Annotated in this window: 25 protein-coding genes; 24 read left to right on the top strand and 1 reads right to left on the bottom strand. The window is 44.5% G+C overall.

The features are described 5' to 3' along the window. The first annotated feature begins 57 nt into the window (after positions 1 to 57). Complete coding sequence (gene acpP, locus ACE4RR_RS02070; protein WP_375533732.1) at positions 58 to 294, top strand: acyl carrier protein; 237 nt, start codon at positions 58 to 60, stop codon at positions 292 to 294. Positions 295 to 386: 92 nt separating this feature from the next. Beyond that, a complete protein-coding gene (rnc, locus tag ACE4RR_RS02065; RefSeq protein WP_375533731.1) occupies positions 387 to 1,193 on the top strand; it encodes a ribonuclease III in 807 nt (268 codons plus the stop codon). A gap of 123 nt (positions 1,194 to 1,316) precedes the next feature. Here the strand turns inward: rnc and ACE4RR_RS02060 are convergent, their stop codons facing one another. Beyond that, positions 1,317 to 1,538 carry a DUF1128 domain-containing protein gene (locus ACE4RR_RS02060; RefSeq protein WP_375533730.1) on the bottom strand — a complete coding sequence of 74 codons (222 nt, stop codon included), beginning with the start codon at positions 1,536 to 1,538 and terminating at the stop codon, positions 1,317 to 1,319. A 181-nt stretch (positions 1,539 to 1,719) separates the two neighbouring features. Between ACE4RR_RS02060 and smc the strand changes: the two genes are divergently transcribed. The 22 genes from smc to hslV all read left to right on the top strand — a co-directional run bounded on the left by smc (position 1,720) and on the right by hslV (position 24,241). Further along, complete coding sequence (gene smc / locus ACE4RR_RS02055; protein WP_375533729.1) at positions 1,720 to 5,283, top strand: chromosome segregation protein SMC; 3,564 nt, start codon at positions 1,720 to 1,722, stop codon at positions 5,281 to 5,283. Between the two features lie 29 nt (positions 5,284 to 5,312). Continuing rightward, entirely contained in the window at positions 5,313 to 6,344 is a 1,032-nt protein-coding gene (gene ftsY / locus ACE4RR_RS02050; RefSeq protein WP_375533728.1) for a signal recognition particle-docking protein FtsY, read from the top strand. Positions 6,345 to 6,450: 106 nt separating this feature from the next. After that, entirely contained in the window at positions 6,451 to 6,819 is a 369-nt protein-coding gene (locus ACE4RR_RS02045; protein WP_375533727.1) for a putative DNA-binding protein, read from the top strand. Then, positions 6,801 to 8,147, top strand: a complete 1,347-nt coding sequence (ffh, locus tag ACE4RR_RS02040; RefSeq protein WP_375533726.1) for a signal recognition particle protein — start codon at positions 6,801 to 6,803, stop codon at positions 8,145 to 8,147. Before ACE4RR_RS02045 ends, ffh begins: the two co-directional genes overlap by 19 nt. A gap of 81 nt (positions 8,148 to 8,228) precedes the next feature. Continuing rightward, a complete protein-coding gene (rpsP, locus tag ACE4RR_RS02035; RefSeq protein ID WP_375533725.1) occupies positions 8,229 to 8,501 on the top strand; it encodes a 30S ribosomal protein S16 in 273 nt (90 codons plus the stop codon). Positions 8,502 to 8,542: 41 nt separating this feature from the next. Continuing rightward, positions 8,543 to 8,773, top strand: coding sequence for a KH domain-containing protein (locus tag ACE4RR_RS02030; RefSeq protein ID WP_375533724.1), 231 nt, complete (start codon positions 8,543 to 8,545; stop codon positions 8,771 to 8,773). Positions 8,774 to 8,879: 106 nt separating this feature from the next. After that, positions 8,880 to 9,299: a YlqD family protein gene (locus ACE4RR_RS02025; RefSeq protein WP_375533723.1), complete on the top strand. Its 420-nt coding sequence runs from the start codon at positions 8,880 to 8,882 to the stop codon at positions 9,297 to 9,299. Then, entirely contained in the window at positions 9,286 to 9,807 is a 522-nt protein-coding gene (rimM, locus tag ACE4RR_RS02020) for a ribosome maturation factor RimM (protein WP_375533722.1), read from the top strand. The genes ACE4RR_RS02025 and rimM overlap by 14 nt, the downstream gene beginning before the upstream one ends. Then, positions 9,804 to 10,508: a tRNA (guanosine(37)-N1)-methyltransferase TrmD gene (gene trmD, locus ACE4RR_RS02015; RefSeq protein WP_375533721.1), complete on the top strand. Its 705-nt coding sequence runs from the start codon at positions 9,804 to 9,806 to the stop codon at positions 10,506 to 10,508. Before rimM ends, trmD begins: the two co-directional genes overlap by 4 nt. A 138-nt stretch (positions 10,509 to 10,646) precedes the next feature. Continuing rightward, positions 10,647 to 10,991: a 50S ribosomal protein L19 gene (gene rplS, locus ACE4RR_RS02010; RefSeq protein WP_375533720.1), complete on the top strand. Its 345-nt coding sequence runs from the start codon at positions 10,647 to 10,649 to the stop codon at positions 10,989 to 10,991. Between the two features lie 151 nt (positions 10,992 to 11,142). Beyond that, on the top strand, positions 11,143 to 12,000 hold the full coding sequence (gene ylqF / locus ACE4RR_RS02005) for a ribosome biogenesis GTPase YlqF (RefSeq protein WP_375533719.1): 858 nt from the start codon (positions 11,143 to 11,145) through the stop codon (positions 11,998 to 12,000). Between the two features lie 112 nt (positions 12,001 to 12,112). Next, a complete protein-coding gene (locus ACE4RR_RS02000) occupies positions 12,113 to 12,886 on the top strand; it encodes a ribonuclease HII (protein WP_375533718.1) in 774 nt (257 codons plus the stop codon). A gap of 26 nt (positions 12,887 to 12,912) precedes the next feature. Continuing rightward, positions 12,913 to 14,721, top strand: a complete 1,809-nt coding sequence (locus ACE4RR_RS01995; RefSeq protein ID WP_375533717.1) for a hypothetical protein — start codon at positions 12,913 to 12,915, stop codon at positions 14,719 to 14,721. Further along, positions 14,718 to 14,996 carry an EscU/YscU/HrcU family type III secretion system export apparatus switch protein gene (locus ACE4RR_RS01990; protein ID WP_375533716.1) on the top strand — a complete coding sequence of 93 codons (279 nt, stop codon included), beginning with the start codon at positions 14,718 to 14,720 and terminating at the stop codon, positions 14,994 to 14,996. The genes ACE4RR_RS01995 and ACE4RR_RS01990 overlap by 4 nt, the downstream gene beginning before the upstream one ends. 44 nt (positions 14,997 to 15,040) lie before the next feature. After that, positions 15,041 to 15,202, top strand: a complete 162-nt coding sequence (locus ACE4RR_RS01985) for a hypothetical protein (RefSeq protein ID WP_375533715.1) — start codon at positions 15,041 to 15,043, stop codon at positions 15,200 to 15,202. A gap of 225 nt (positions 15,203 to 15,427) precedes the next feature. Then, positions 15,428 to 16,588: an ADP-forming succinate--CoA ligase subunit beta gene (gene sucC, locus ACE4RR_RS01980; RefSeq protein ID WP_375533714.1), complete on the top strand. Its 1,161-nt coding sequence runs from the start codon at positions 15,428 to 15,430 to the stop codon at positions 16,586 to 16,588. 20 nt (positions 16,589 to 16,608) lie between these two features. Next, positions 16,609 to 17,520 (top strand): succinate--CoA ligase subunit alpha, encoded by a 912-nt coding sequence (gene sucD, locus ACE4RR_RS01975; protein ID WP_375533713.1) that lies wholly within the window; start codon positions 16,609 to 16,611, stop codon positions 17,518 to 17,520. Continuing rightward, entirely contained in the window at positions 17,496 to 18,536 is a 1,041-nt protein-coding gene (gene dprA / locus ACE4RR_RS01970; protein ID WP_375533712.1) for a DNA-processing protein DprA, read from the top strand. The genes sucD and dprA overlap by 25 nt, the downstream gene beginning before the upstream one ends. Before the next feature lie 229 nt (positions 18,537 to 18,765). Beyond that, entirely contained in the window at positions 18,766 to 20,838 is a 2,073-nt protein-coding gene (gene topA, locus ACE4RR_RS01965) for a type I DNA topoisomerase (protein ID WP_375533711.1), read from the top strand. 521 nt (positions 20,839 to 21,359) lie between these two features. Beyond that, on the top strand, positions 21,360 to 22,664 hold the full coding sequence (gene trmFO, locus ACE4RR_RS01960; protein ID WP_375533710.1) for an FADH(2)-oxidizing methylenetetrahydrofolate--tRNA-(uracil(54)-C(5))-methyltransferase TrmFO: 1,305 nt from the start codon (positions 21,360 to 21,362) through the stop codon (positions 22,662 to 22,664). A gap of 90 nt (positions 22,665 to 22,754) precedes the next feature. Beyond that, a complete protein-coding gene (gene xerC, locus ACE4RR_RS01955) occupies positions 22,755 to 23,687 on the top strand; it encodes a tyrosine recombinase XerC (RefSeq protein ID WP_375533709.1) in 933 nt (310 codons plus the stop codon). A 2-nt stretch (positions 23,688 to 23,689) separates the two neighbouring features. Then, entirely contained in the window at positions 23,690 to 24,241 is a 552-nt protein-coding gene (hslV, locus tag ACE4RR_RS01950; RefSeq protein ID WP_375533708.1) for an ATP-dependent protease subunit HslV, read from the top strand. The last annotated feature ends 2 nt before the right edge of the window (positions 24,242 to 24,243 follow it).

Genomic DNA, 24,243 nt, shown 5'->3' with positions numbered 1-24,243 from the left:
ATGGCTATTAGGAAATCGGAAGCTCGGAAAATCATCCTTTTAAGGAGGTGAATGGAAATGGCAGAAAACGTACTTGAGCGTGTCCAGAAAATTGTGGTTGAACGCCTTGGTGTAGAAGAATCTGAGGTAAAGCTTGAAGCTACTTTTAAAGATGACCTAGGTGCAGATTCTTTAGACGTGGTGGAGCTTGTCATGGAATTAGAAGATGAATTTGATCTCGAAATTTCAGATGAAGAAGCTGAAAAGATTGTTACTGTGGCTGATGTTGTTAATTACATAGAGGCCCAGCAATAATACATCCGTTTGTAACTGCCAAGTCCCATTTGAAATTAATGGGGCTTGGTTTTGCTTAAAGCTTGGTTTTACAGGGAAACGGGGGTTTATCAATGTCACAGGATTCACGCAGAAATCAAAATAAATATCAGGCTCCGCGCGGAAAAAGAGGAAGGAATAGACTGATTGTTACGGAAGCTGAACGCCAAAAGCTCCAGCAGGCAATATCTCAGTTATCGCTTTCATTTACGAATGAAAAGCTTTTGATTCAGGCTTTCACCCATTCATCCTATGTGAATGAGCATCGCATCCGCTCGGTACATGATAACGAACGGCTGGAATTCTTAGGTGATGCAGTTCTAGAGCTTGCTGTCTCGCAGCATCTATTTAAGCGATTTTCCACCATGAGTGAAGGCGATATGACAAAGCTTCGCGCCGCAATTGTATGTGAAGCATCGCTCGCTAACCTTGCAGAGGAGCTTCATTTTGGCTCGCTCGTTCTGCTGGGGAAAGGTGAAGAGCTGACAGGAGGGCGGAACCGGCCGGCACTTCTCGCAGATGTATATGAAGCTTTTGTCGGAGCCCTTTATCTTGATCAGGGGCTTGAGGCTGTATACCATTTTCTAGCACAGACGATCTACCCTAAGATTGATGACGGTGCTTTTTCGCATATGATGGATTTTAAAAGTCAGCTTCAGGAGCATATTCAACGGGACAATCTTGGACAGATTCATTATCAGATCCAGGATGAGAAAGGACCTGCGCACAGCAGAATATTTGTAGCTGTTGTGTATCTGAATGAGGAAATTATCGGCACTGGAAGCGGCCGTTCGAAAAAAGAGGCAGAGCAGCATGCAGCCCAGCAGGCATTGTCGCGGCTTGAACCGGCTGATACTGCATCCAAAAAAGGACGTAAATGAGACCACGCAGAATTCTTCTGCGTGGTCTTGGTTGTTTTATATGTTTATATTTGGAGTCATGTACCAGCGGTCTGGATATGGCAGCACGATGAAAATTTTCTTAAAACAGCTGCAAAATCATATTTATTTCATTAAACCGCCGAGTTCAGATACGATTGCATCCAATTCGCTGACACTGAATTGTTGTTTGCTATCAACCATCTCATACAAATCCTTGACGTCATCATATCGATCCATGTCAAAATTCTCAGCTTTCAGTGCAGCACCATTAACTACCTGCAGCTTTGTTTTAATTTCATCTATCATATAAGCTAAATTTTCACTGGACTTCTCTTCTAAATTCATGGGGACCCTCCACTGCGTTTGATAATTCTATTGTAGGGGCTGAAAGCAATTTTTACAAATAAATTTCGATTGTCCGTCCGGCAGCGGCACAGTTCCCCTTCTTCCGACAGTCTGATTGTGATAAAATAAGTGGAGCCTTACAGACTCTAGCTATGGAATTATAAAAGAGGAGGAAACACTCTTGTTCCTCAAACGAATTGAAGTAAAAGGATTTAAATCTTTTGCAGATGAAATGAATATAGAATTTGTACCAGGAGTGACTGCGGTTGTTGGACCGAACGGAAGTGGAAAAAGTAATATTTCGGACAGCATCCGCTGGGTTCTAGGTGAACAGTCAGCCCGCTCTCTCAGAGGGGCAAAGATGGAAGATGTAATTTTTGCAGGCAGTGATACGCGAAGGGCACTGAACCTTGCCGAAGTGACCCTCGTATTAGATAACGAAGAAGATGACGTACGTTTTGGTTTCAGCGAAATTTGCGTCACGCGCCGTCTCTACCGGTCGGGGGACAGCGAGTATCTGCTGAACCGCCAGCTCTGCAGGAGAAAAGATATTGTGGAGCTGTTCATGGATTCAGGACTGGGCAAGGAAGCTTTCTCTATTATTGGACAAGGCCGTGTAGAAGAAGTGTTATCGAGCAAGCCGGAGGAACGCAGGGCTATTTTTGAAGAAGCTGCTGGTGTGTTGAAGTATAAACAACGGAAACACCAGGCAGAAAAAAAATTAACAGAAACGGAGGACAACCTCCATCGCGTAGAGGATATTTTATTCGAGCTAGAAAGCCAGGTCGAGCCTCTTCGTATGCAGGCCTCCATGGCGAAGGAATTTTTAACCAAAAAAGAAGAACTAGCTGAAACAGATATTTCTCTCACAGTTTATGAAATCACAGACAGGCATGAGAAATGGTCCTCCCTCGAGTCGGAAACAGAACAGCTTGAAAGGAAAATAGAAGCGCAGACTGCTGAAATTGACACGGAGGAACAGAAGCTCGTACGGGTCCGAAATAACGCAGAAGCGACTGATGAAGACATCGCGGCCCTGCAGGAGAGGCTTCTGCATACGAGTGAGCAAATGGAAAAGGAAGAAGGCAGACGTCTTTTGCTTGCTGAAAAAGGAAAAAATGCCGAAGAGAAAAAAGCTGACTGGGAAAAACGGCATTATGAACAGCAGCAAAAGCAGCAGCAGATTTCAAAAGAATTGGCACAGCAGGAAAAGCGTCTGTTGAATAAACAGAAGCAGGTGAAGGAACTTAAAAATAAGCTGGCAGATCTTGATAAAAAAATAGAAGTAAATAAACAAAGCCGGCATGACGATATTGAGTCGCAAAAAAGTGAGTACATTGAACGTTTGAACGAACAGGCAGCTATTCGAAATGAAGAAAGGTCTCTTACTGAGCAGATTGAAAATATGAAACGAAAATCTGCGAAGCTTGAAAGTGAAAATGAAGGCTATCTGGAAGCGAGAGTGAGCGCTGAAAAAACCGCTCTCGATAAAGAAAGTAAAAAAGAGAGAGCAGCTACTGAACTGCAAAGCCTTCTAGACAAGCATGCGCAGCTGCAAAATGAATATAAGCAGTTGTCCAGCTCAGCTGATCAACAGGAAACGAAGCTGTATGAAGCTTTTCGGCACCTTGACCAGGCAAAGTCCCGCATACAAATGCTTGAAGAAATGGAAGCAGATTACTCAGGTTTTTATACCGGAGTAAAAGAAGTATTGAAAGCCCGTGATCATACACTTTCAGGAATTGTTGGTGCTGTTGCAGAACTGATAGATGTGCCCAAAAAGTACGTGACGGCGATTGAAACAGCCTTAGGTGGTGCTTTGCAGCACGTAATCACAAAAACAGAAAAGGATGCGAGGCAGGCCATTCAGTACTTAAAATCCCGCCGCAAAGGCAGAGCCACCTTTCTTCCTGCGGAAGTGATAAAGAAGCGCTCCCTGACACCGTCGCTCAGAAAAATAGTAGAAAACGCGGAAGGGTATGTGTCAGTTGCATCCGAAGCCATTGAAGTGGCTGAAGAGTTCAAGCACATTGTCGATAATCTGCTTGGCCAGATTGTCATTGCAGCAAACCTTGATGCAGCGAACAAAATCGCCAGAGCCGCAGGTTACCGTGTGCGGATTGTTACTATTGAAGGGGACGTGATCAACCCGGGCGGCTCTATGAGTGGAGGAGCTGCACGCCAATCCAACAACCAGCTGCTGGGGCGTCAGGGGGAATTAGAAGAATGGAAACAAAAGCTGGAAAAGATGAACGAAAAGACCCGCCAGCTCGAAAAGGACGTTGCCACCGCGAAAGAAAAACGGAATAATTGTGGAAAAGAGCTTGAGAAGTGCCGGGCAGACGGAGAAAATGCGAGAAGTTCACTCGATTCGTTGAAAGAAATGCTGCGGGACTCCCGCGCAGAGCTTGACCGGGCTAATTCCCGCTTGTCTCTCTATGATAAAGAAGCTGTCTCCCTTCAGGAGGAGCTCGAACGTTTAACTAATAGAAAAAACGTCCTTGCTGAAAATAAACAAACAGTCGCAGAAAAGCTTGAACGAATTAATAAGTCGATTCAATCCTTAGAACAACAAGAAAAAAACCGCAGCGGGATACTTGAGGATTTACAATCGAAACACACCGAAACCAATCTCGCACTGGCTGCGGCGAAGGAAACGGAACAGCATGAAAAAGCGGGCTGCAAGCGGCTTCGGCTTGAGCTTGATGAATATGAAGACGCGGTCTCAAAACTGGAGCAGGAGCTCAATATTCTTGAAGAACAGCTCGATGTGATGAATTCTTCTGAAAAGAAAGCGGTAGATTTAACCGAGCTTTCTCATCAAAAGACTGAAATTACGAACAAAATGGAAAAACTACGCGAACAGAGACGAAAGGAATCGGATGAGTCTGAGCGATTGGATGGCTGGATAAGACAGCTTCAGCAGCGAAAAGAGGATTCTGCCCGCAGGCTTCATGAACAACAGCTTACTTTGAACCGGCTTGATGTTGAGCTGGATACGAAGCTCGCTAAGCTCCAGGAAACCTATGAACTCACGTATGAGCGGGCGCAGACTGAGTATGTTCTGGCGGCAGAGCCTGAAGAAGCAGCTAGAAAGATAAAACTCTTAAAAATGGATATTGAAGAATTGGGCAGTGTGAACATTGGAGCAATTGATGAATTTGACCGGATCTCAGAGAGGGTAACGTTTCTATCAGGTCAACGTGAAGATCTGCTCGAAGCGCGGCAGTCGCTCGATGCTGTGATGAAAGAAATGGACAGCGAAGTAGAAAAGCGTTTCTCGGAGACTTTTGCAAACATACGTTCCCATTTTCAGGAAACCTTCACCGATTTATTCGGGGGAGGAGAAGCAGATCTTCATTTAACTACTCCGGATAATCTTCTTGAAACTGGTGTAGACATACATGCAAGACCTCCAGGAAAGAAACGTCAGCATTTGACGCTCCTTTCCGGTGGAGAAAAAGCACTGACTGCGATTGCTCTTTTGTTTTCCATCGTTAAAGTGAAGCCGGTCCCATTCTGTGTCCTTGATGAAGTTGAAGCAGCACTTGATGAAGCAAATGTCGCACGTTTTGCACGTTATCTCCGGACATTCAGCGAAGACACGCAGTTTATTGTCATCAGCCACCGCAAGGCCACCATGGAAGAGGCCGATGTACTTTATGGGATCACGATGGAGGAGTCTGGTGTATCAAAAATGGTTTCTGTGCGTCTCGAAGAAACAGAAGAACTGATAGAAGTATAGGATAGAATAAGAGAATAGGAGTGGCTCACGTGAGCTTTTTTAAAAAACTGAAAGATAGAATTTCTACTCAGACAGATAGTGTGACTGAAAAGTTTAAAGATGGTCTTACAAAAACAAGAACGTCTTTTTCTGCCAGCATGAATGAGTTATTTGCCCAGTACCGTACTATCGATGAAGAATTCTTTGAAGAACTAGAAGAAATATTGATCAGCGCAGATGTTGGATTTACGACTGTCATGGAGCTTGTCGATGAATTAAAAGAAGAAGCCCGCCTCAGAAACGTTAAGAATTCAAAGGATATCGCACCGGTCATCAGCGAAAAACTTGCTGAAAAACTCGACAAATCCGGAGAGGATAACAGCTTAAACATGCAGGAGGACGCGATGACCGTGATCCTGTTTGTAGGGGTGAACGGCGTCGGAAAAACTACGACAATAGGCAAGGTAGCTAATAAGTTTATCCTGGAAGGAAAAAAGGTGGTAATGGCTGCGGGCGACACATTTCGAGCAGGGGCGATTGAGCAGCTTGAAGTATGGGGAGATCGCGTGGGAGCCGACGTTGTAAAGCAGCAGGCAGGGTCGGATCCAGCCGCTGTTATGTTTGATGCGATTCAGTCCGCACGCAGAAAGCAGGCGGATATTCTTCTGTGCGACACCGCAGGCAGACTCCAAAATAAAGTAAATCTTATGCAGGAGCTTGAAAAAGTAAAACGGGTAATAAGCCGTGAAATTCCCGGAGCACCGCACGAAGTACTGCTGGTTTTAGACGCGACTACAGGCCAAAATGCAATGAACCAGGCTAAAACTTTCGGTGACGCTACCGATGTCAGCGGGATCGTCCTTACAAAGCTTGACGGCACTGCTAAAGGCGGAATCGTTCTCGCTATCCGCAATGAACTGGACATACCGGTGAAGCTGGTCGGACTCGGAGAGAGCCTTGATGATCTCCAGGAGTTTGAAGCTGAGCAGTTTGTGTATGGTTTATTCAAAGAAATAGTTGAACAAAGTGAAGAGGAGCAAAAGGAAATGGAAGACCCGGAAGAAGCAGAAAAACGATTTTAATCGTAACAGATGGGCTGCGTTAAGATTTAAACTTGACAGAGCAGAGGTCTTCCTGTATTATTTTCCTTTGTAAAGGGATTTGACTTAACATTAAAGGGGATCAAACATGCTCGATAAGACCGTTCGCATGAACGCTTTATTCGATTTTTATCAGCCCTTGTTAACAGAAAAGCAGCAGAAATATCTGGAGCTTTATTTTCTCGATGACTATTCATTAGGGGAAATTTCTGAAGAATTTCATGTGAGCCGACAGGCGATTTACGATAACATAAAACGTACAGAAGCAATGCTTGAGGAATACGAGGAAAAACTAGGTCTTTACCGAAAGTATAAAGAGCGGGTATCCTTATACCAAATATTAAGGCAGAATCTCGAAAACGGCGGGACTACTCCTTCCCACAGCATAATCGAAACAATTGAAGCACTCGAAAAACTTGAGGAGGAGGGAACAATAGAATGGCCTTTGAAGGATTAGCTGAACGACTTCAATCCACGTTTGACAGGATGAAGGGCAGAGGTAAGGTTTCTGAAGAAGATGTTAAGGAAATGATGCGGGAAGTACGCCTTGCTCTGCTCGAAGCTGATGTAAACTTTAAAGTCGTAAAAAAGTTTGTCAATGATGTCAAAGAGCGTGCAGTCGGTCAGGAAGTGATGAAAAGCCTGACCCCGGGCCAGCAGGTAATTAAGGTTGTGAATGAAGAGCTTGCCAGTTTAATGGGTGGAGAACAAAGCAAAATCGCCCATGCTCAAAAACCGCCTACCGTCGTCATGATGGTTGGTCTGCAGGGTGCTGGGAAAACGACTACTACCGCGAAGCTGGCTAATCACCTGCGTAAGAAACAGAACCGTAAGCCGGTGATGGCAGCAGCAGACATCTACCGTCCAGCGGCAATCAAGCAGCTGGAAACGCTGGGCAGACAGCTGGAAATGCCGGTATTTTCACTTGGTGACCAGGTCAGCCCTGTTGACATCGCCACAGGGGCTGTTAAACAGGCCAGGGAAGATCATCAGGACTATGTCTTGATTGATACAGCCGGCCGTCTACATGTTGATGAAGATTTAATGGGAGAGCTCAGCCGCATAAAAGAAGCGGTTAATCCCGATGAAATATTGCTTGTAGTGGATGCGATGACCGGTCAGGATGCAGTAAATGTAGCAGAAACTTTTAATGAACAGCTCGGGCTGACAGGCGTCGTTCTTACTAAGCTCGACGGTGATACCCGGGGCGGTGCTGCACTTTCTGTACGTGCGGTTACGGATACGCCGATTAAGTTTGCCGGGATGGGGGAAAAAATTGATCAGCTGGAGCCTTTTCATCCGGAGCGGATGGCTTCGCGGATTCTCGGCATGGGCGATGTGCTTTCCTTAATTGAAAAAGCGCAGACAACGGTGGATGAAGAAAAAGCAAAGGAACTAGAAAAGAAAATCCGGACAGCCGATCTCACCTTTGACGATTTTTTAGAACAGTTAGCGCAAGTTCGCAGCATGGGACCGCTCGATGAATTGCTCAACATGATTCCCGGAGCTAACAAGAAGGCATTAAAGAATGTTCAGGTAGATGAAAGTCAAATCGGACGAGTGGAAGCAATTGTGCGCTCTATGACAAAGCACGAAAAGCAGACGCCGTCAATCATGAATGCCAGCCGTAAACGCCGGATCGCTAAAGGAAGCGGTACGACAATTCAGGATGTGAACCGGCTGTTAAAGCAATTCGAAGATATGAAAAAAATGATGAAGCAGATGGCAGGTATGCAAAGTGGAAAGAAGAAAGGTAAAGGCAACTTTCAGCTTCCTTTTATGTAGTGAAAAGGAAAAATCCTTTACAGTATGAAAAATACCTATTATAATGAGCAATTGTGTAAATAATTTTGGAGGTGTCTAGCAATGGCAGTTAAAATTAGACTTAAGAGAATGGGACAAAAGAAAAAACCTTTTTACCGCATCGTTGTAGCGGATTCCCGCGCACCACGCGATGGACGTTTTATCGAGGAAATCGGGACGTATAACCCGCTTAGAGATCCGGTAGAAGTAAGCATTAACGACGAAAAAGCAGTAAAATGGATGCTTGACGGGGCAAAGCCTTCCGATACAGTCCGCAACCTGTTTTCCACTCAAGGAATTATGGAGCGTCTTCATAACGAAAAAAACGCAAAGTAGTTTAAGAATAACGATCAGGTTAAACGAAAGGCGGGGGATAAATGAAAGCTTTAACAGAAACGATGGCCCGCGCTCTTGTGGAGCATCCTGACAGTGTAAAAGTGACAGAACAACAACACGAAAACACCCTCGTCTTAACACTGACTGTCCACAAAAGTGATATGGGAAAAATAATCGGAAAACAAGGGCGGATTGCAAACGCACTTCGCTCCGTTGTCTATGCGGCTGCCTCTCATCAGGATAAGAGAGTCAGACTCGATATAGCCGAATAAATGAATCTGTAAGGATGGGGAAAACTCCCTGTCCTTTTTAAATAGAAACAAAGAAGTGGAAAATCATGCCATAATCAAATAAATTATAGTATGGGCGGTGGGTCTCATGCGAATGATAAAAAAAGTAACGGTTAAGCACATATTAACAGAATCACTCCTCCAAACATTCAAAGAGGACTTTCAGAAGGAAAGGGAGCGGCTTGATAAAGAAATAGATCAATTGCGTTTTCAAATGCAGAAGCAGCTATGGAAATTAGAAAATGCAGCCCAAAAAGCAGAAGTAAAAACAAGATTCGATAAAGAAATAGATAAACGCCACAGTAAAAAAGACCGGCTCTCTTTCAGAGAATCCCAGCTTAAACAGCTTCCGGAAGGAGCTGAGATTACCAGCGGGCAGGTAGACGCTCTGCATGATATACAGGTTGGTGATGATTGGCAGGCACTTGAGTCACAGGAAATTATCATTAAAGAAGGCATTGTCATAGAAATTCGTAAAAAAGGAGGTAGAACGGATGGAATGGTTTAACGTCGGTAATATCGTGAATACTCATGGAGTAAAAGGAGAGGTACGTGTGCTGGCAACGACTGATTTTTCAGAGGAACGATTTAAGGAAGGAAATATTTTGTACGCATCGAAGAACGGTGCAGATGAACACCGCCGTTTAACTGTCCGTTCTTCCCGCCAGCACAAACAATTTATTCTTCTTACGTTTAATGAAATCCCGTCGCTGACCGAAGCAGAAGCATTAAAGGGAGCTACTCTCCAGATTGAAAAAACGGAACTGGGAGAGCTGGACGAAGGCGAATACTATCATTATGAAATAATTGACTGTATCGTATATACAGACGAAGGGGAAAAGCTCGGCCGGGTGAAAGAGATTCTTACACCGGGAGCAAATGATGTCTGGGTCGTACAAGCTGCAGCGGGCGGCAGAGATATCCTGCTTCCTTATATTGAGGATGTTGTCAAAGAGGTTAATATTAATGAGAAAAAAATTATCGCTCATGTGCTCGAAGGGTTGCTGCCGGAATGAGAATGGACTTTTTGACGCTTTTTCCAGAAATGTTTGAAGGAGTGTTTTCAGCTTCGATTTTGAAGCAGGCGCAGGAAAGAAATGCAGTTTCCTACCATACTCTGAACTTTCGTGAATTTTCGGCCAACAAACATCAAAAGGTTGATGATTACCCTTACGGCGGCGGTGCTGGGATGGTGTTAACCCCACAGCCTATCTTTGATGCAGTTGATGCGGTGAAAATTGAAAATCCCGGCACTTCTCCGAGGATTATTCTGCTCTGCCCACAGGGCGCCCCGTATCATCAAGCAAAGGCGGAAGAACTGGCTGGAGAAGAACATCTTATTTTTATCTGCGGCCATTACGAAGGTTATGATGAGAGGATACGTGAGCACCTTGTTACAGATGAAATCTCTGTCGGGGACTTTGTTCTCACGGGAGGAGAACTGCCTGCCATGATCATAGCCGACAGCGTAACCAGGCTGCTTTCGGGGGTTCTTGGGAATGACCAGTCGGCTTTAACAGACTCTTTTTCTGACGGGCTGCTTGAGCATCCTCATTACACTCGGCCTGCAGAATTCAGAGGCATGAAGGTACCTGATATTTTGTTATCCGGCCACCATGAAAATATTAGAGAATGGCGCAGGGAGCAGTCCCTTCAGCGTACAAAAAGACGGAGACCGGAACTGCTGAACTGTGATGGCAAGCCCCAGAAAAAATAATTCGAAAGTTACTGAAAACGAGTTGATAAAATAATACAGCCTATGCTATGATAAACGTTGTGGCGAAAGCTGCCTGAATACGATGTTCCGCTGCGGGGGTACCGGTAAGAGCATCTTGAGAGAAGGAGGCGAATAGACATGCAAGAACTTATTCGCGAAATAACCAAGGAACAGCTTAAGACAGATCTGCCTGACTTCCGTGCCGGTGACACGTTACGTGTTCACGTGAAGGTAGTGGAAGGAACACGCGAGCGTATCCAGGTATTTGAAGGTGTTGTCATTAAGCGCCGCGGCGGCGGTATCAGCGAAACATTTACAGTGCGTAAAGTTTCCTACGGCATTGGTGTAGAGCGTACATTTCCTGTACATTCCCCGCGTATCGATAAAATCGAACGCAAGCGTCGTGGTAAAGTCCGTCAAGCGAAGCTTTATTATCTTCGTAATCTGCGCGGCAAAGCAGCACGTATTAAAGAAATTCGATAAAGAAAAAAGACCGCAGCGACAACCGCTGCGGTCTTTTTATACATTGAAAGTTTAACTTTATAAAAGGAGTGTGAAAATCTATGCCTTTCGCCATATACTCTGGCGACAAGTCAAGTTTTTCTTTATCGCTCCGGAAAAGGAGGGCAGGACCGTGACAATCCAATGGTACCCAGGGCATATGGCAAAAGCCAAACGAGAAGTTACTGAGCAGCTGAAAAAAGTAGATATGGTAATTGAGCTTGCTGATGCCAGAATACCAATGTCTTCAAGAAATCCAATGCTCGATGAAATTATTCAGAACAAACCGAGAATGCTTGTACTGACAAAAAGTGATATGGCAGACCCGGATGCCACGAAACAATGGCTTATGTATTTTAAAGCCGAGGGAATTGAAGCTATTTCAATTAACGCTCTGCAGAATAATGGTGCAAAGCCTCTTATTGAACTGGCAAAAAAGCAGACAGCTCCAATCTTTAATAAAATGAAAAGAAAGGGGATTCGTCCTCGCGCGATCCGTGCCATGATCATTGGAATTCCAAATGTGGGGAAATCCACAGTTATCAATCGCCTAGTCGGAAAGAAAACGGCAAAGACCGGGGATCGTCCTGGAGTTACGAAAGCGCAGCAATGGCTGAAGGTAGGAAAAGAGCTTGAACTATTGGATACTCCTGGTATTCTTTGGCCGAAATTTGAAGACCAGACCACCGGACTCAGACTGGCTGCCACTGGCGCTATTAAAGATGAACTATTAGACTTTCAGGAAATTGCTTTATATGTCCTGCATCAAATGCAGAAAAGGTACCCTCAAGAGCTGCAGAAGCGCTATGATATCGAGGAGTCGATGTATACGGATGGAGACAGTCTTTCCTTGTTCAATCAGATTGGGACAAAAAGAGGCTGTCTGCTGCATGGTGGTGTGATTGACTATGATAAAACTGCAGAAATTGTTTTGCGCGACCTGCGCAATGAAAAGCTTGGACGGATTACGCTCGAAACACCAAATGATTGATAGGCTGCTTCACATAAATAAGAACTGCCCCCTGCCGAGGCGGCAGCTCTTTTCAATATTTTTGCTTGAGAAAAAAATGAAAAATCCGATATAACCTATAGAGGTGAATTAAGTGGCGAAGAAACAGTACACTATCTCAGAAGTAAAACAAATACTGACCGGTGCAGGAAAGATCAGTCAGGCTTTATTAGAGGAGTTCCGCTCCGATAAAAGAAAAGGAGTACAGGAGCTGCTGAAGCGTCATGATAAACAAGAGCAAGAAAAAATGAGGCTTGCCCAAGCGTATGACAGGCTGCTCACTTTTGAAAAGCAATGCCGGACAGAGGGCTTTCAATTTATAGCAGGAGTGGATGAAGCAGGCCGAGGACCGTTGGCAGGACCAGTTACTGCAGCAGCTGCCATACTTCCTGAAAATATTACTTTTCCTGGTTTAACGGATTCGAAAAAACTTAATTTAAACCAAAGAAACTATTTTGAAAAAATAATTAAAGAAAAGGCTGCAGCCTTTCATATAGTACATATTCCGGCAGATGTTATCGATGAAATAAACATATACAAGGCTTCCCAAAAAGCTATGCTTGAAGCAATAAAAGGATTATCAGTGGATGCGGATGCACTATTGGTGGATGCCATGACGCTACCTCTCTCTGCAAAACAGATATCTTTAATCAAAGGAGATGCACGCAGTGCTTCCATTGCTGCGGCGTCAGTACTGGCCAAAACAGCACGTGACCGTTATATGAATGAATTAGCAGAAAAACATCCGCAATATGGCTTTGCCACCAATATGGGCTATGGAACGAAAAATCATCTGGAGGCGCTCCGGATTCATGGTCCGATAAAAGAGCACCGCCGTTCGTTTTCTCCTGTGCAGGCATGCTTGTAAACTATTCCGGAGAAGGAGGGGGATAAATGGAGAAGACAGGCTTTATTTCCAATTCTTTGATCGGAACGGACAGCGGCAGAGAACGCACTCTTATGCTGAAAAAAGGACAGATTTTTGAAGGAAAAGTAATTAAGCTGTTTCCAAACCATATTGCTGCCCTGCGGCTTGGAACGATGAACGTAAATGCCAGACTGGAAGCAGCTTTGACAGCAGGGGAGCGCTATTTTTTTCAGGTCTTAAAAAACGATGGAATCCCGCGTCTTCAAGTGTTGAATAGTGGAAATATCACGTTTCAAAAAAATGGAGGAGGCGACACAGACGCCCGGCATCTGTTAACCTCGCTCGGGCTCCGGGATACTAAGGCAGCATCCTCTGTTTTAAAGTTGTTTCAAGATCAGGAGCTTCCATTTACGAAGAGAATGCTGGCAGACGGCGCACCACTTTTAAAACAGGCCGGAATGATACATCAGCAGGGAGCCTCTGCACTTGTGCTGATGAACGAAAAGGAACTTCCTCTGACAATGCAGACACTCCGGGCAGTTACAGCCGTACAATCTAATGAACCGTTCTCAAAACAAGTAAGCGCACTTCTCGCTCAGGCTCAAGCCTCTTCAGAAAACAAGGCTGGCTCTAATGCTGTGCAGCAGCTGCGAAGTCAGCTTGCACATGTATTGCAGCAATTTCAACTTACTGGATTTACAACGAGTACTGGCGGTGATCGAATCGAGCAGCTGCTGGCGTTTTCCGCTGGAAACAGCATCCCGGCTAAGGTGCAGGAAGGTGCTGTATCTTTATTACAGCGTACTGGTCTGCTTTCAGAGGGATTCCGATCAGAAGGTTGGCTTAACGGATTTAAAGAAGCGGTATTTTCCACGGAGAATAAAGAAATGGTTCATCAGCTTTGGCCAAACCTGATGAGGGGAGACAGTCTTAAATTCCGCTCACTGACTCCCGAAGCTCTCTTTCAGAAGCTGGTACCAGGCCTCCAGCTCGGAAACAGCCCGGATGTGTTGAACCAGCTCCAGCTCCTCAGCAGACTTTTTCAGCAAGCAGGCGGCCAAAAAGAAGCACCCGTTTTCTTTCAATCTCAATCTGCTCTCGATATCGTTATGAGATTTTCCTCGTCCCAGAACCTGGACCTTTCAGAGAAGCAGGCACTTACCGTGCTGCTGCAGGGCAGTTTTTCAAATCCCAGGACGGAAGCACTGTCTTCTGTTACGGCGGCGAAGCTCGGTTCTATTCTCACCAGTCTTGGGGTGGGCGATGAAGCACTTCTTCAAAAAAGCTTCACAGATAATTCTTCAAGCACATTGGAACAGACAAATTCCCTCAAACAATCTTTACAACAGCTTCTCCCTCAGCTTCCGTTCTCTTTAAGAGAAGGAGCTGAAGCAATAATCACCCGAATTACCGGCCAGCAGCTGCTTTCTCAGGATCAGCACGGACAGCTTCAGCAGCTGGCAGTCCAAATACCTCTTGTCTTGGGTGAACATCATACTGATTTAACTGTGCAGTGGGAAGGGAAAAAACAAAGTGATGGCTCTCTCGACCCAGAACATTGCAGAATTTTATTTTACCTTGAACTAGAAAAAATTGGTGAGACTATCGCGGATGTGCAAATTCATAACAGATTTGTAACAGTAAACATTTTTAATGATTTGGAAAAACCTTCGTTATTTATAGAGCTCCTCCAGCCCTTTTTAAAAGAAAGGCTTGAAGATCAGAATTATCAGCTGCAGTCCCTGCATTGGAAAGCTGCAACAGAGAGACAGCCTTCAAACAGACAAGCGTATCAATCATACAGCAGCAGTCAGGGAGTAGACGTGAGAATATGAAATATAAGCCAAATGCAAGAAGAACAGCGGTTGCGCTTGGTTACCAGCCCCATGAACAAGAGGCACCACTCTTAAAAGCAAAAGGAAAAGGTCTGATCGCAGAAGAAATTATTGCTAAAGCGAAAAAAGCAGACATTCCGATCCAGGAGGATCCCACCCTTGTGGAGCTGCTGTCACAGCTTGAAATAAATGAAAGTGTGCCTGCTGAGCTTTATGAAGTGGTAGCAGAGGTTTTTGCTTTTCTATACAGGATTGACCAGGGTTATAATGAATGAACAAAGATAGGATACCCTAATAAAAAAAGAAAGCAGGGTGTTCTATGAGTCGATATCAAGCTTATTACCACAAAAACACAAAGAAGCAGATGGAAGCAGGGGAAGAACTAGGTTTTTTCCGTGGGCTTGCTGAAATAAAAGCATTGGCAGGGATATCAAAAAAGAAAGAAAGCAGTACAAAGAAATCCAAAAAGCAACAAAAATAACCATATTATGGACCTGGAGGATAATATTCTTAATTTTTCAGGGGAAATTAACAATGTTTTTCATAAATGTCTGTCGAATTGTTGAAAATACAGCTGATTTTTTATACGATAATGTAGTGTGCGAAACAATGGCAGACAAATAAGCCAATGATTCCGCCCGGTCCTTGCCCGCAGGAAATGCCTGACAGGGAATTCGTATCGAATCGTTAGGAGGATGGAGAGAACATGAATATTCATGAGTATCAGGGAAAAGAACTCCTCAGAAAGTACGGTGTTTCTGTGCCGAATGGAAAGGTGGCCTTTACCGTTGAGGAGGCGGTGGAAGCTGCAAAAGAGCTTGGTTCCGATGTGAGTGTGGTTAAAGCACAGATTCACGCTGGTGGCCGTGGTAAAGCCGGCGGTGTAAAAGTAGCAAAAAGCCAGGATGAAGTGCGTACATACGCTGACGAAATTCTCGGTAAAACACTCGTCACTCATCAGACAGGTCCGGAAGGAAAAGAAGTAAAGCGCTTACTCGTCGAAGAAGGCTGCGATATTCAAAAAGAATATTACGTAGGCCTCGTTCTTGACCGCGCAACATCACGCATTGTGATGATGGCATCGGAGGAAGGCGGGACAGAAATCGAGGAAGTGGCAGAGGCAACACCTGAAAAGATTTTCAGAGAATATATTGACCCGGCTGTAGGACTTCAGGGATACCAGGCCCGTCGTCTGGCTTTTAATATTAATATTCCGAAAAAACTTGTCGGTCAGGCGGTCAAATTTATGCTTGGCCTTTACAAGGTCTTTGTGGAAAAAGACTGCTCTATTGCTGAGATCAACCCGCTTGTGACAACCGGCGATGGAAAGGTTATGGCTTTGGATGCGAAGCTTAACTTTGATTCCAACGCCCTTTATCGTCAAAAGGATATTACAGATTTTAGAGATCTTGATGAAGAAGATCCAAAAGAAATTGAAGCCTCCAAGTTTGACCTGAGCTATATTGCCCTCGATGGCAACATCGGCTGCATGGTAAATGGCGCGGGTCTTGCAATGGCAACAATGGACATTATCAAGCATTACAGCGGTGACCCTGCCAACTTCCTGGATGTAGGCGGCGGCGCAACAGCTGAAAAAGTGACAGAAGCTTTTAAAATCATTCTATCTGATGAAAATGTAAAAGGAATTTATGTAAATATTTTCGGAGGTATCATGAAATGTGATGTTATTGCCGATGGTGTGGTAGAAGCAACCAAACAAGTCGGTCTTGAAATCCCGCTTGTGGTACGTCTCGAAGGAACTAATGTAAAAAGAGGAAAAGAAATTCTGGAAGAATCAGGGTTAAATATTACAGCAGCCGATTCTATGGCAGACGGCGCTCAAAAAATTGTATCTCTAGTGAAATAGAAAGGCGGGACGAAGTCAAAATGAGCATCTTTATTAATAAAGATACAAAGGTGATTGTTCAGGGCATCACCGGATCAACTGGTTTATTCCATACGCAGCAGGCACTCGAATACGGTACAAAGATTGTCGGCGGTGTAACACCAGGTAAAGGCGGGACGGAAGTAGAAGGCATCCCGGTATTTGATACGGTTACGGATGCTGTAAAAGAAACAGGTGCTAATGCTTCTGTAATTTATGTACCGCCGGCTTTTGCTGCAGATGCAATTTTCGAAGCAGTGGATGCTGAGCTTGATCTGGCTATCTGCATTACCGAAGGAATTCCTGTCATCGATATGTTAAAGGTCAGACGATTTATGGAAGGGAAAAAGACCCGCCTTGTCGGACCGAACTGCCCGGGAGTTATCACCCCAGATGAATGCAAGATTGGAATCATGCCAGGTTATATCCATAAAAAAGGGCATGTGGGAGTGGTTTCTCGTTCAGGCACGCTTACTTATGAAGCGGTTCATCAGCTCACAACGGCAGGCATCGGGCAGTCCACAGCGGTAGGTATCGGCGGAGACCCTGTAAACGGTACGAACTTTATAGACGTTCTTGAAGCGTTTAATGATGATCCTGATACAGAAGCTGTGATTATGATTGGTGAAATCGGCGGCACTGCAGAAGAAGAAGCGGCTGAATGGATTAAAGCAAATATGAAGAAACCGGTAGTCGGATTTATCGGTGGACGCACAGCTCCTCCTGGAAAAAGAATGGGTCATGCGGGAGCGATCATCTCTGGTGGAAAAGGAACGGCAGATGAGAAGATTAAAACTCTTGAAAGCTGCGGAGTGAAAGTTGCAGCGACCCCTTCCGACATGGGAGAAACTCTGCTTAAATCGTTAAAAGACAACGGTATTTATGAGAAATGTCTCACACACGAGCCACAATAAATGAAGAAGAAAGAAGGGGATTTCAGTTTCCTCTTCTTTCCTTTTATCATTTTTGTTTCCCCCAAAATTTGCTCAAAAGAAAGGAGCCCCCCGCTATCTCCTCGAAAAATCGCCTCATACATCTGCATCACAATCCAATTTTGACGTGGAAACGGCTGAACATTCTATACTGCCGTGACAAATCCCTCTCAGATGTCTATAATTATTCCATTTCCCAATTAGAAACGCTTCTGCAACTCACTTCCGTGCAGGCGGCATCTCTACATTGCTATCTGTCAGATACCTCCCCGGAACAAATAATTCATGCCCACAAATCACATGGCATAAAAATAATAACAGTATTTTGCAGCCCATATCCGATTCGACTATCACAAATGTATGATCCGCCCTGGGTCCTCTACATGAAAGGAGACCCCGGCCTGATGCACTCGGAGCGTGCACTCGCCGTTGTGGGCACAAGAACACCGACATCCTATGGGAGGCAGGCTGTCTCGTCTCTTCTGCCACCGATGATCGCGCACGACGTAACTATTGTGAGCGGCCTGGCAAAAGGTACGGATGCTCTCGCCCATCAAACAGCACTCAAATTTGGCGGAAGTACAATCGCGGTGCTGGGATCAGGGATTCAACATATCTACCCTGCAGATAATAAGCGTTTAGCTGAGGAAATCGCTGCCAGTCACCTGCTTCTTTCCGAATTTCCGCCCGGCACGCCCCCGCGGAAATGGCAGTTTCCATTGCGCAACCGAATCATAAGTGCATTAGCTGATGTCGTGTTTCTCACAGAAGCAGCAGAACGAAGCGGCTCGCTCATTACTGCATATCAAGCGCTTGACCAGGGCAGAGATGTGAAAGTTTTGCCCGGCTCTATTTTTTCTAAATTTTCGAAAGGAACAAACACCTTGCTCCGGGAAGGCGCAAGTCCCGTTACAGAGCCGAATCACCTATGGTACGAAGGTTGGCCGCAGAGAGGATTAAAAGATAGCAGAATCGTGCAAAATAAGTATCAAAATTAAGAAACCTGGACATTTTGGGTGGACAGAGACATTAAATTGTGAAAAAATGATTGTGATTTGTTTCCCAAACAAACGATAGTATTTGTCCCTTTAGCGGATGACACGTAATTCACAGGAAATGTAGATCTTTTTTCTGAAAGAAAATAAATGATATTTGACAAAGCTCGGCAGACTGGTTAATAATGATGAAGATTTTATATTGAAGAAAAAGGGGGAGGAAACAAAAGAAATGGCAGATTATTTAGTAATAGTTGAATCTCCCGCTAAAGCAAAAACAATCGGAAAATATCTGGGAAAAAAATATACAGTAAAGGCATCAATGGGACATGTTCGTGATTTACCGAAAAGTCAAATGGGAGTAGACACCGATCATAATTATGATCCGAAATATATCACGATACGGGGGAAAGGCCCCGTTCTTAAGGAATTAAAGTCAGCCGCAAAGAAAGTGAAGAGAATTTACCTTGCGGCCGACCCGGACAGAGAAGGGGAAGCTATTGCATGGCACCTTGCTCACAGCCTTGATATGGATGAAGACTCAGAGTGCCGCGTCGTATTCAATGAAATCACTAAAACGGCAATTAAAGATGCATTTAAGCATCCCCGCAAAATAAACAGGGATCTTGTAGATGCTCAGCAGGCAAGAAGAATCCTTGACCGTCTGGTAGGCTATAATATCAGTCCACTCCTCTGGAAAAAAGTAAAAAAAGGGTTAAGCGCCGGGAGAGTCCAGTCGATCGCCGTAAAGATGATTACCGATCGGGAAAAAGAAATTCAACGATTCGTACCAGAGGAATATTGGAGCATTGACGGTACCTTTAAGAGCGGAGATGAATTATTCGAAGCAAAATTTTACGGTGTGGACGGCAAAAAAAAGGAATTGCAGTCGGAGGATGACGTAAAGAATGTCCTCGCAAAATTAAACGGCGAGCAGTTTGACATTCAGAAAGTAACAAAAAAAGAACGAAAACGAAATCCTGTCTCCCCGTTTACAACCTCGTCTCTCCAGCAGGAAGCCGCACGCAAGCTTAACTTTCGTGCAAAAAAGACGATGATGATCGCCCAGCAGCTTTATGAGGGGATTGATATCGGAAAAGAAGGTACGATTGGTCTGATTACGTATATGAGGACCGATTCGACCCGTATTTCTAATACGGCTAAGGATGATACAAAAAACTATATTTTAAGCAAGTACGGAAATGAATACACTAGCAAGGGGACACGAGAAAACAACAAATCCAATAATGCTCAGGATGCACATGAAGCTATTCGGCCGACAACGGTAGATAAAATTCCTAAAGAAATTAAGCAGTATTTGAGCAGAGACCAGTACCGGCTCTACAAACTCGTCTGGGAGAGGCTGGTAGCCAGTGAAATGGCACCTGCTGTCATGGACACGATGTCTGTTGATCTCGACAATAACGGCGTATTATTCCGTGCTACAGGGTCGAAAATTAAATTTCCCGGGTTTATGAAGGTGTATATTGAAGGCCGGGATGATAATAAAAAAGAAGAAGATAAATACCTTCCCGATTTAGTAGAGGGTTCACAGGTAACGAAGGCAGAACTGGAAGAAAACCAGCATTTCACCCAGCCGCCGCCACGCTATACAGAAGCACGGCTCGTAAAAACGATGGAGGAGCTTGGCATTGGCAGACCATCCACATACGCCCCTACACTCGATACAATTCAGCGCAGAAATTATGTTGCCCTGGAAGACCGGCGCTTTGTACCAACGGAACTGGGGGAAATTGTACTTGAGCTGGTAGTGGAATTTTTCCCGGAAATTCTTGATGTGGAATTTACGGCTAAAATGGAAAATGATCTTGACTACATTGAAGAGGGCCGCCAGAACTGGATTGAGATTATCGATGAGTTCTATCAAGGCTTTGAAAAACGTCTGAAGGTCGCAGAAGATGAAATGAAGGAAGTTGAGATTAAGGATGAACCTGCCGGCGAGGATTGTGAGAAATGTGGGCATGAAATGGTTTATAAAATGGGCCGTTATGGTAAATTCATGGCCTGTTCTAACTTTCCAGAATGCCGGAATACAAAAGCAATCGTCAAGGATATAGGGGTGAAATGCCCACGCTGCAGCGAAGGAAATATTGTAGAACGTAAAAGTAAAAAACGCCGTACTTTTTTTGGGTGCGACCGATATCCTGAATGTGAATTTGTCTCATGGGATAAACCGATCGCAAGAAAATGCCCGAAATGTGATGGCCTTCTTGTAGAAAAGAAAACGAAGAAAGGTGTTCACGTTCAATGTAAGGATTGTGACTATAAGGAAGAACCGAATTAAATCAACTCCTGATCAATTGTGGGGCTTTCTCAAAGGAAGGAAACGAGCGGCAGCGCGGATTCTTTTGAGACAAGCTCTTTTCCTTTGTAGTTCAAAAAATTAAAACTTTGCAGAAACATTCCCGCTTTAAAAATTCTAAAGCTTGGCCCTAATGAATTGAACGGCAGGCAAAGTTTTAGTGCTTGAATCAATTTCATAAATGCTATTCTAAATATAAAACACGAACATTCGCTTATAGTGTAAGGCGACGACTCCAGGTCGATTAAAACCGGCCACGTCCTGTGGCCAACATCGACACAAGCACCTCGTGTGCGTCGCGGGACAAGCTTGAGAGAAAGACCCCGCAGGCATCTCGATGCCGAGGAGGATGAGGCCAAGCCCGCGGAAAGCGTTCGCCTGAAGCGAATTGAATGATATATAGAAAATATATGTTATTATTCGTATTTTCTGTTGTGATATGGACTTATGAAATTCATTCACTTCTTCTAAGAATTATGAAACCGTCAAAGGAGGTACCACGTATGGACTATCAAGCAGTAAATGTTATCGGTGCGGGATTGGCAGGAAGTGAAGCCGCCTGGCAGCTTGCTGAAAGAGGAATAAAAGTAAAGCTTTATGAAATGCGTCCTAAAAAACAAACACCAGCTCATCATACGGATAAGTTTGCTGAGCTGGTTTGCAGTAACTCGCTTCGAGGCAACAGTCTTGCAAATGCAGTTGGAGTATTAAAAGAAGAAATGAGACTGCTGAATTCTGTTATCATTCATGCAGCTGACGCCTGCTCTGTACCAGCAGGAGGGGCACTCGCAGTGGACAGGCACGAATTCGCCGCGAAGGTGACTGAGCTGGTGAAAGGCCATGAAAAAGTAGAGGTACTTGAAGAAGAAATTCAGGAAATACCAAGTGGTCCCACGATCATTGCCACCGGGCCGCTCACTACAGAAGGGCTCTCCCGCTCTATAAAAGCATTAAGTGGAGAGGAATATCTTTATTTTTACGATGCAGCGGCCCCAATAATTGAAACAGACAGCATTAACATGAGTAAGGCTTACTTAAAATCTCGGTACGATAAAGGAGAAGCAGCTTACATCAACTGCCCGATGAGCGAAGATGAATTCGATCGTTTTTACGAAGCACTTATAGAGGCAGAGACCGTTCCTTTAAAGGAATTCGAAAAAGAAATCTTTTTTGAAGGATGCATGCCTGTAGAGGTGATGGCGCAAAGAGGCCGCAAAACACTTTTATTCGGCCCGATGAAGCCGGTTGGACTTGAGCACCCTGAAACGGGAAAACGCCCTTTTGCAGTCGTTCAGCTGAGACAGGATAATCAATCCGGCACACTTTATAATATTGTCGGCTTTCAGACTCATATGAAATGGGGGCCGCAGAAAGAAGTGCTCAGGCTGATTCCGGGTCTCGAAGAAGCGGAAGTTGTCCGTTACGGAGTCATGCACCGAAATACTTTTATCAACTCACCTAATCTTTTAAAGCCCACCTATCAGTTCAAAACGAGAGAGGATTTATTCTTTGCCGGCCAGATTACTGGGGTAGAAGGCTATGTTGAATCGGCCGCGGCAGGCCTTATTGCAGGTACAAACGCAGCAAGACTTCTCCAGGAGAAAGAGCTTTATGTGCTTCCGGAGGAAAGTATGCTCGGCGCAATGGCTCAATATATTACCACCGCAAACCCGGATAACTTTCAGCCGATCAATGCAAATTTTGGGTTAGTACCAGCTTTAGAGAAGCGCATTAAAAATAAACAGGAAAGAAACCAGGCGTTAGCAGAACGAGCGCTGCAGTCCATTCAGAATTTTATGAAAAAATAGTTAACTTTCTTGCGGGAACGACCGGGTTATGTTAAGATTTAATGGCTTTTGTCTAACGTGCAGATCAGCTGAATCAGCGGAGGGAAAAAAGTGAAAAATGTACCTTTTCAGGAAGCAGGGACTGCTTTTTTTCAATATTTACAAGTGGAAAAAAACGCCTCATCATTAACGGTAGAAGCCTACCGAAAAGATTTATCTGACTATGCAGCATTTCTAAAAGCAGAAAATATTGGCGGACCTGAGTCTGCGGACTTTCAAACTGCCCGCCTCTATTTCAGCAGGCTGTATGAGAAAAGATTAAAACGTGCCAGCATATCCCGGAAAATCTCAGCTCTGCGCAGCTTTTACAAGTTTCTAAAAAGAGAAGGTTTGATTGAAAACAGTCCATTTGCAGCATCAAGCTTCCAAAAAAAAGAGACGAAGCTTCCAAAGTTTCTTTATGAAGAAGAATTAGCGCAGCTGTTTGACTCCTTTGATCAGGAAAAGATTCTTGATCAACGGGATTACGCAATATTTGAACTGCTGTATGCTACCGGAATGCGTGTGAGTGAATGCTGTAATATGAATGTCGATGATCTCGATCCGGATCTAGGTACACTGCTTGTGAAAGGAAAAGGAAGCAAAGAACGTTACGTGCCCGTCGGTGGATATGCGGTGGAGGCAATCGAATATTATAAAGCAAATGGCAGGAAATTGCTCTTAGGGAAACGAAAATCACTAGAAGCAATAGAAAATGCATTATTTCTAAACAAAAACGGTACCGCTTTAACTGCACGGGGCGTTTACTACGTTGTAAATAAAAGGGTAAAACAAGTGTCTCAGACTCTGCAGGTCTCACCTCATCATCTGAGGCATACCTTTGCTACTCATCTACTAAACAACGGGGCAGACCTCCGGGTAGTTCAAGATTTACTCGGTCATGAACATTTGTCGACAACGCAGATTTATACGCACGTCACAAAAGATCGTTTAAAAGAAGTTTATGATCATGCCCATCCACGGGCAGAGAAGAAAGAAGGATGAGAATGGATACTTCTTTACATGCAACGACGATATTTGCCATACGCCACAATGGAAAAAGCGCAATGGCGGGCGACGGACAGGTAACATTCGGCCAGTCTGTTGTCATGAAGCATACAGCCAAAAAAGTCCGCCGTATTCATAATGGCAAAGTAGTGGCTGGATTTGCAGGATCCGTGGCCGATGCATTTACACTGTTTGATTTGTTTGAAGGAAAGCTCGAGCAGTGGAATGGCAAACTTGAACGCGCGGCAGTAGAACTCGCAAAAGATTGGCGCAGTGATAAAACCCTGCGCCGCTTAGAAGCTATGCTTATTGTAATGGATAAAGATTCTCTTCTTTTGGTGGCAGGGACCGGTGAAGTTATCGAACCGGATGATGGTGTCATTGCAATCGGTTCAGGCGGCCATTATGCCCTTGCTGCAGGGCGGGCATTGAAGAAACATGCAGAAGCTATGGATGCCCGCTCTATTGCAGAAGCTGCTCTGCAGACAGCCGCTGATATTTGTGTTTACACAAATGAAGAAATCATCGTAGAAGAAATCACTGCGGACTAAAA

It is taken from the genome of Alteribacillus sp. HJP-4, from assembly GCF_042139015.1.
Lineage (GTDB): Bacteria > Bacillota > Bacilli > Bacillales > Marinococcaceae > JBHIKY01.
This window is presented reverse-complemented; position numbering and strand designations above follow the sequence as displayed.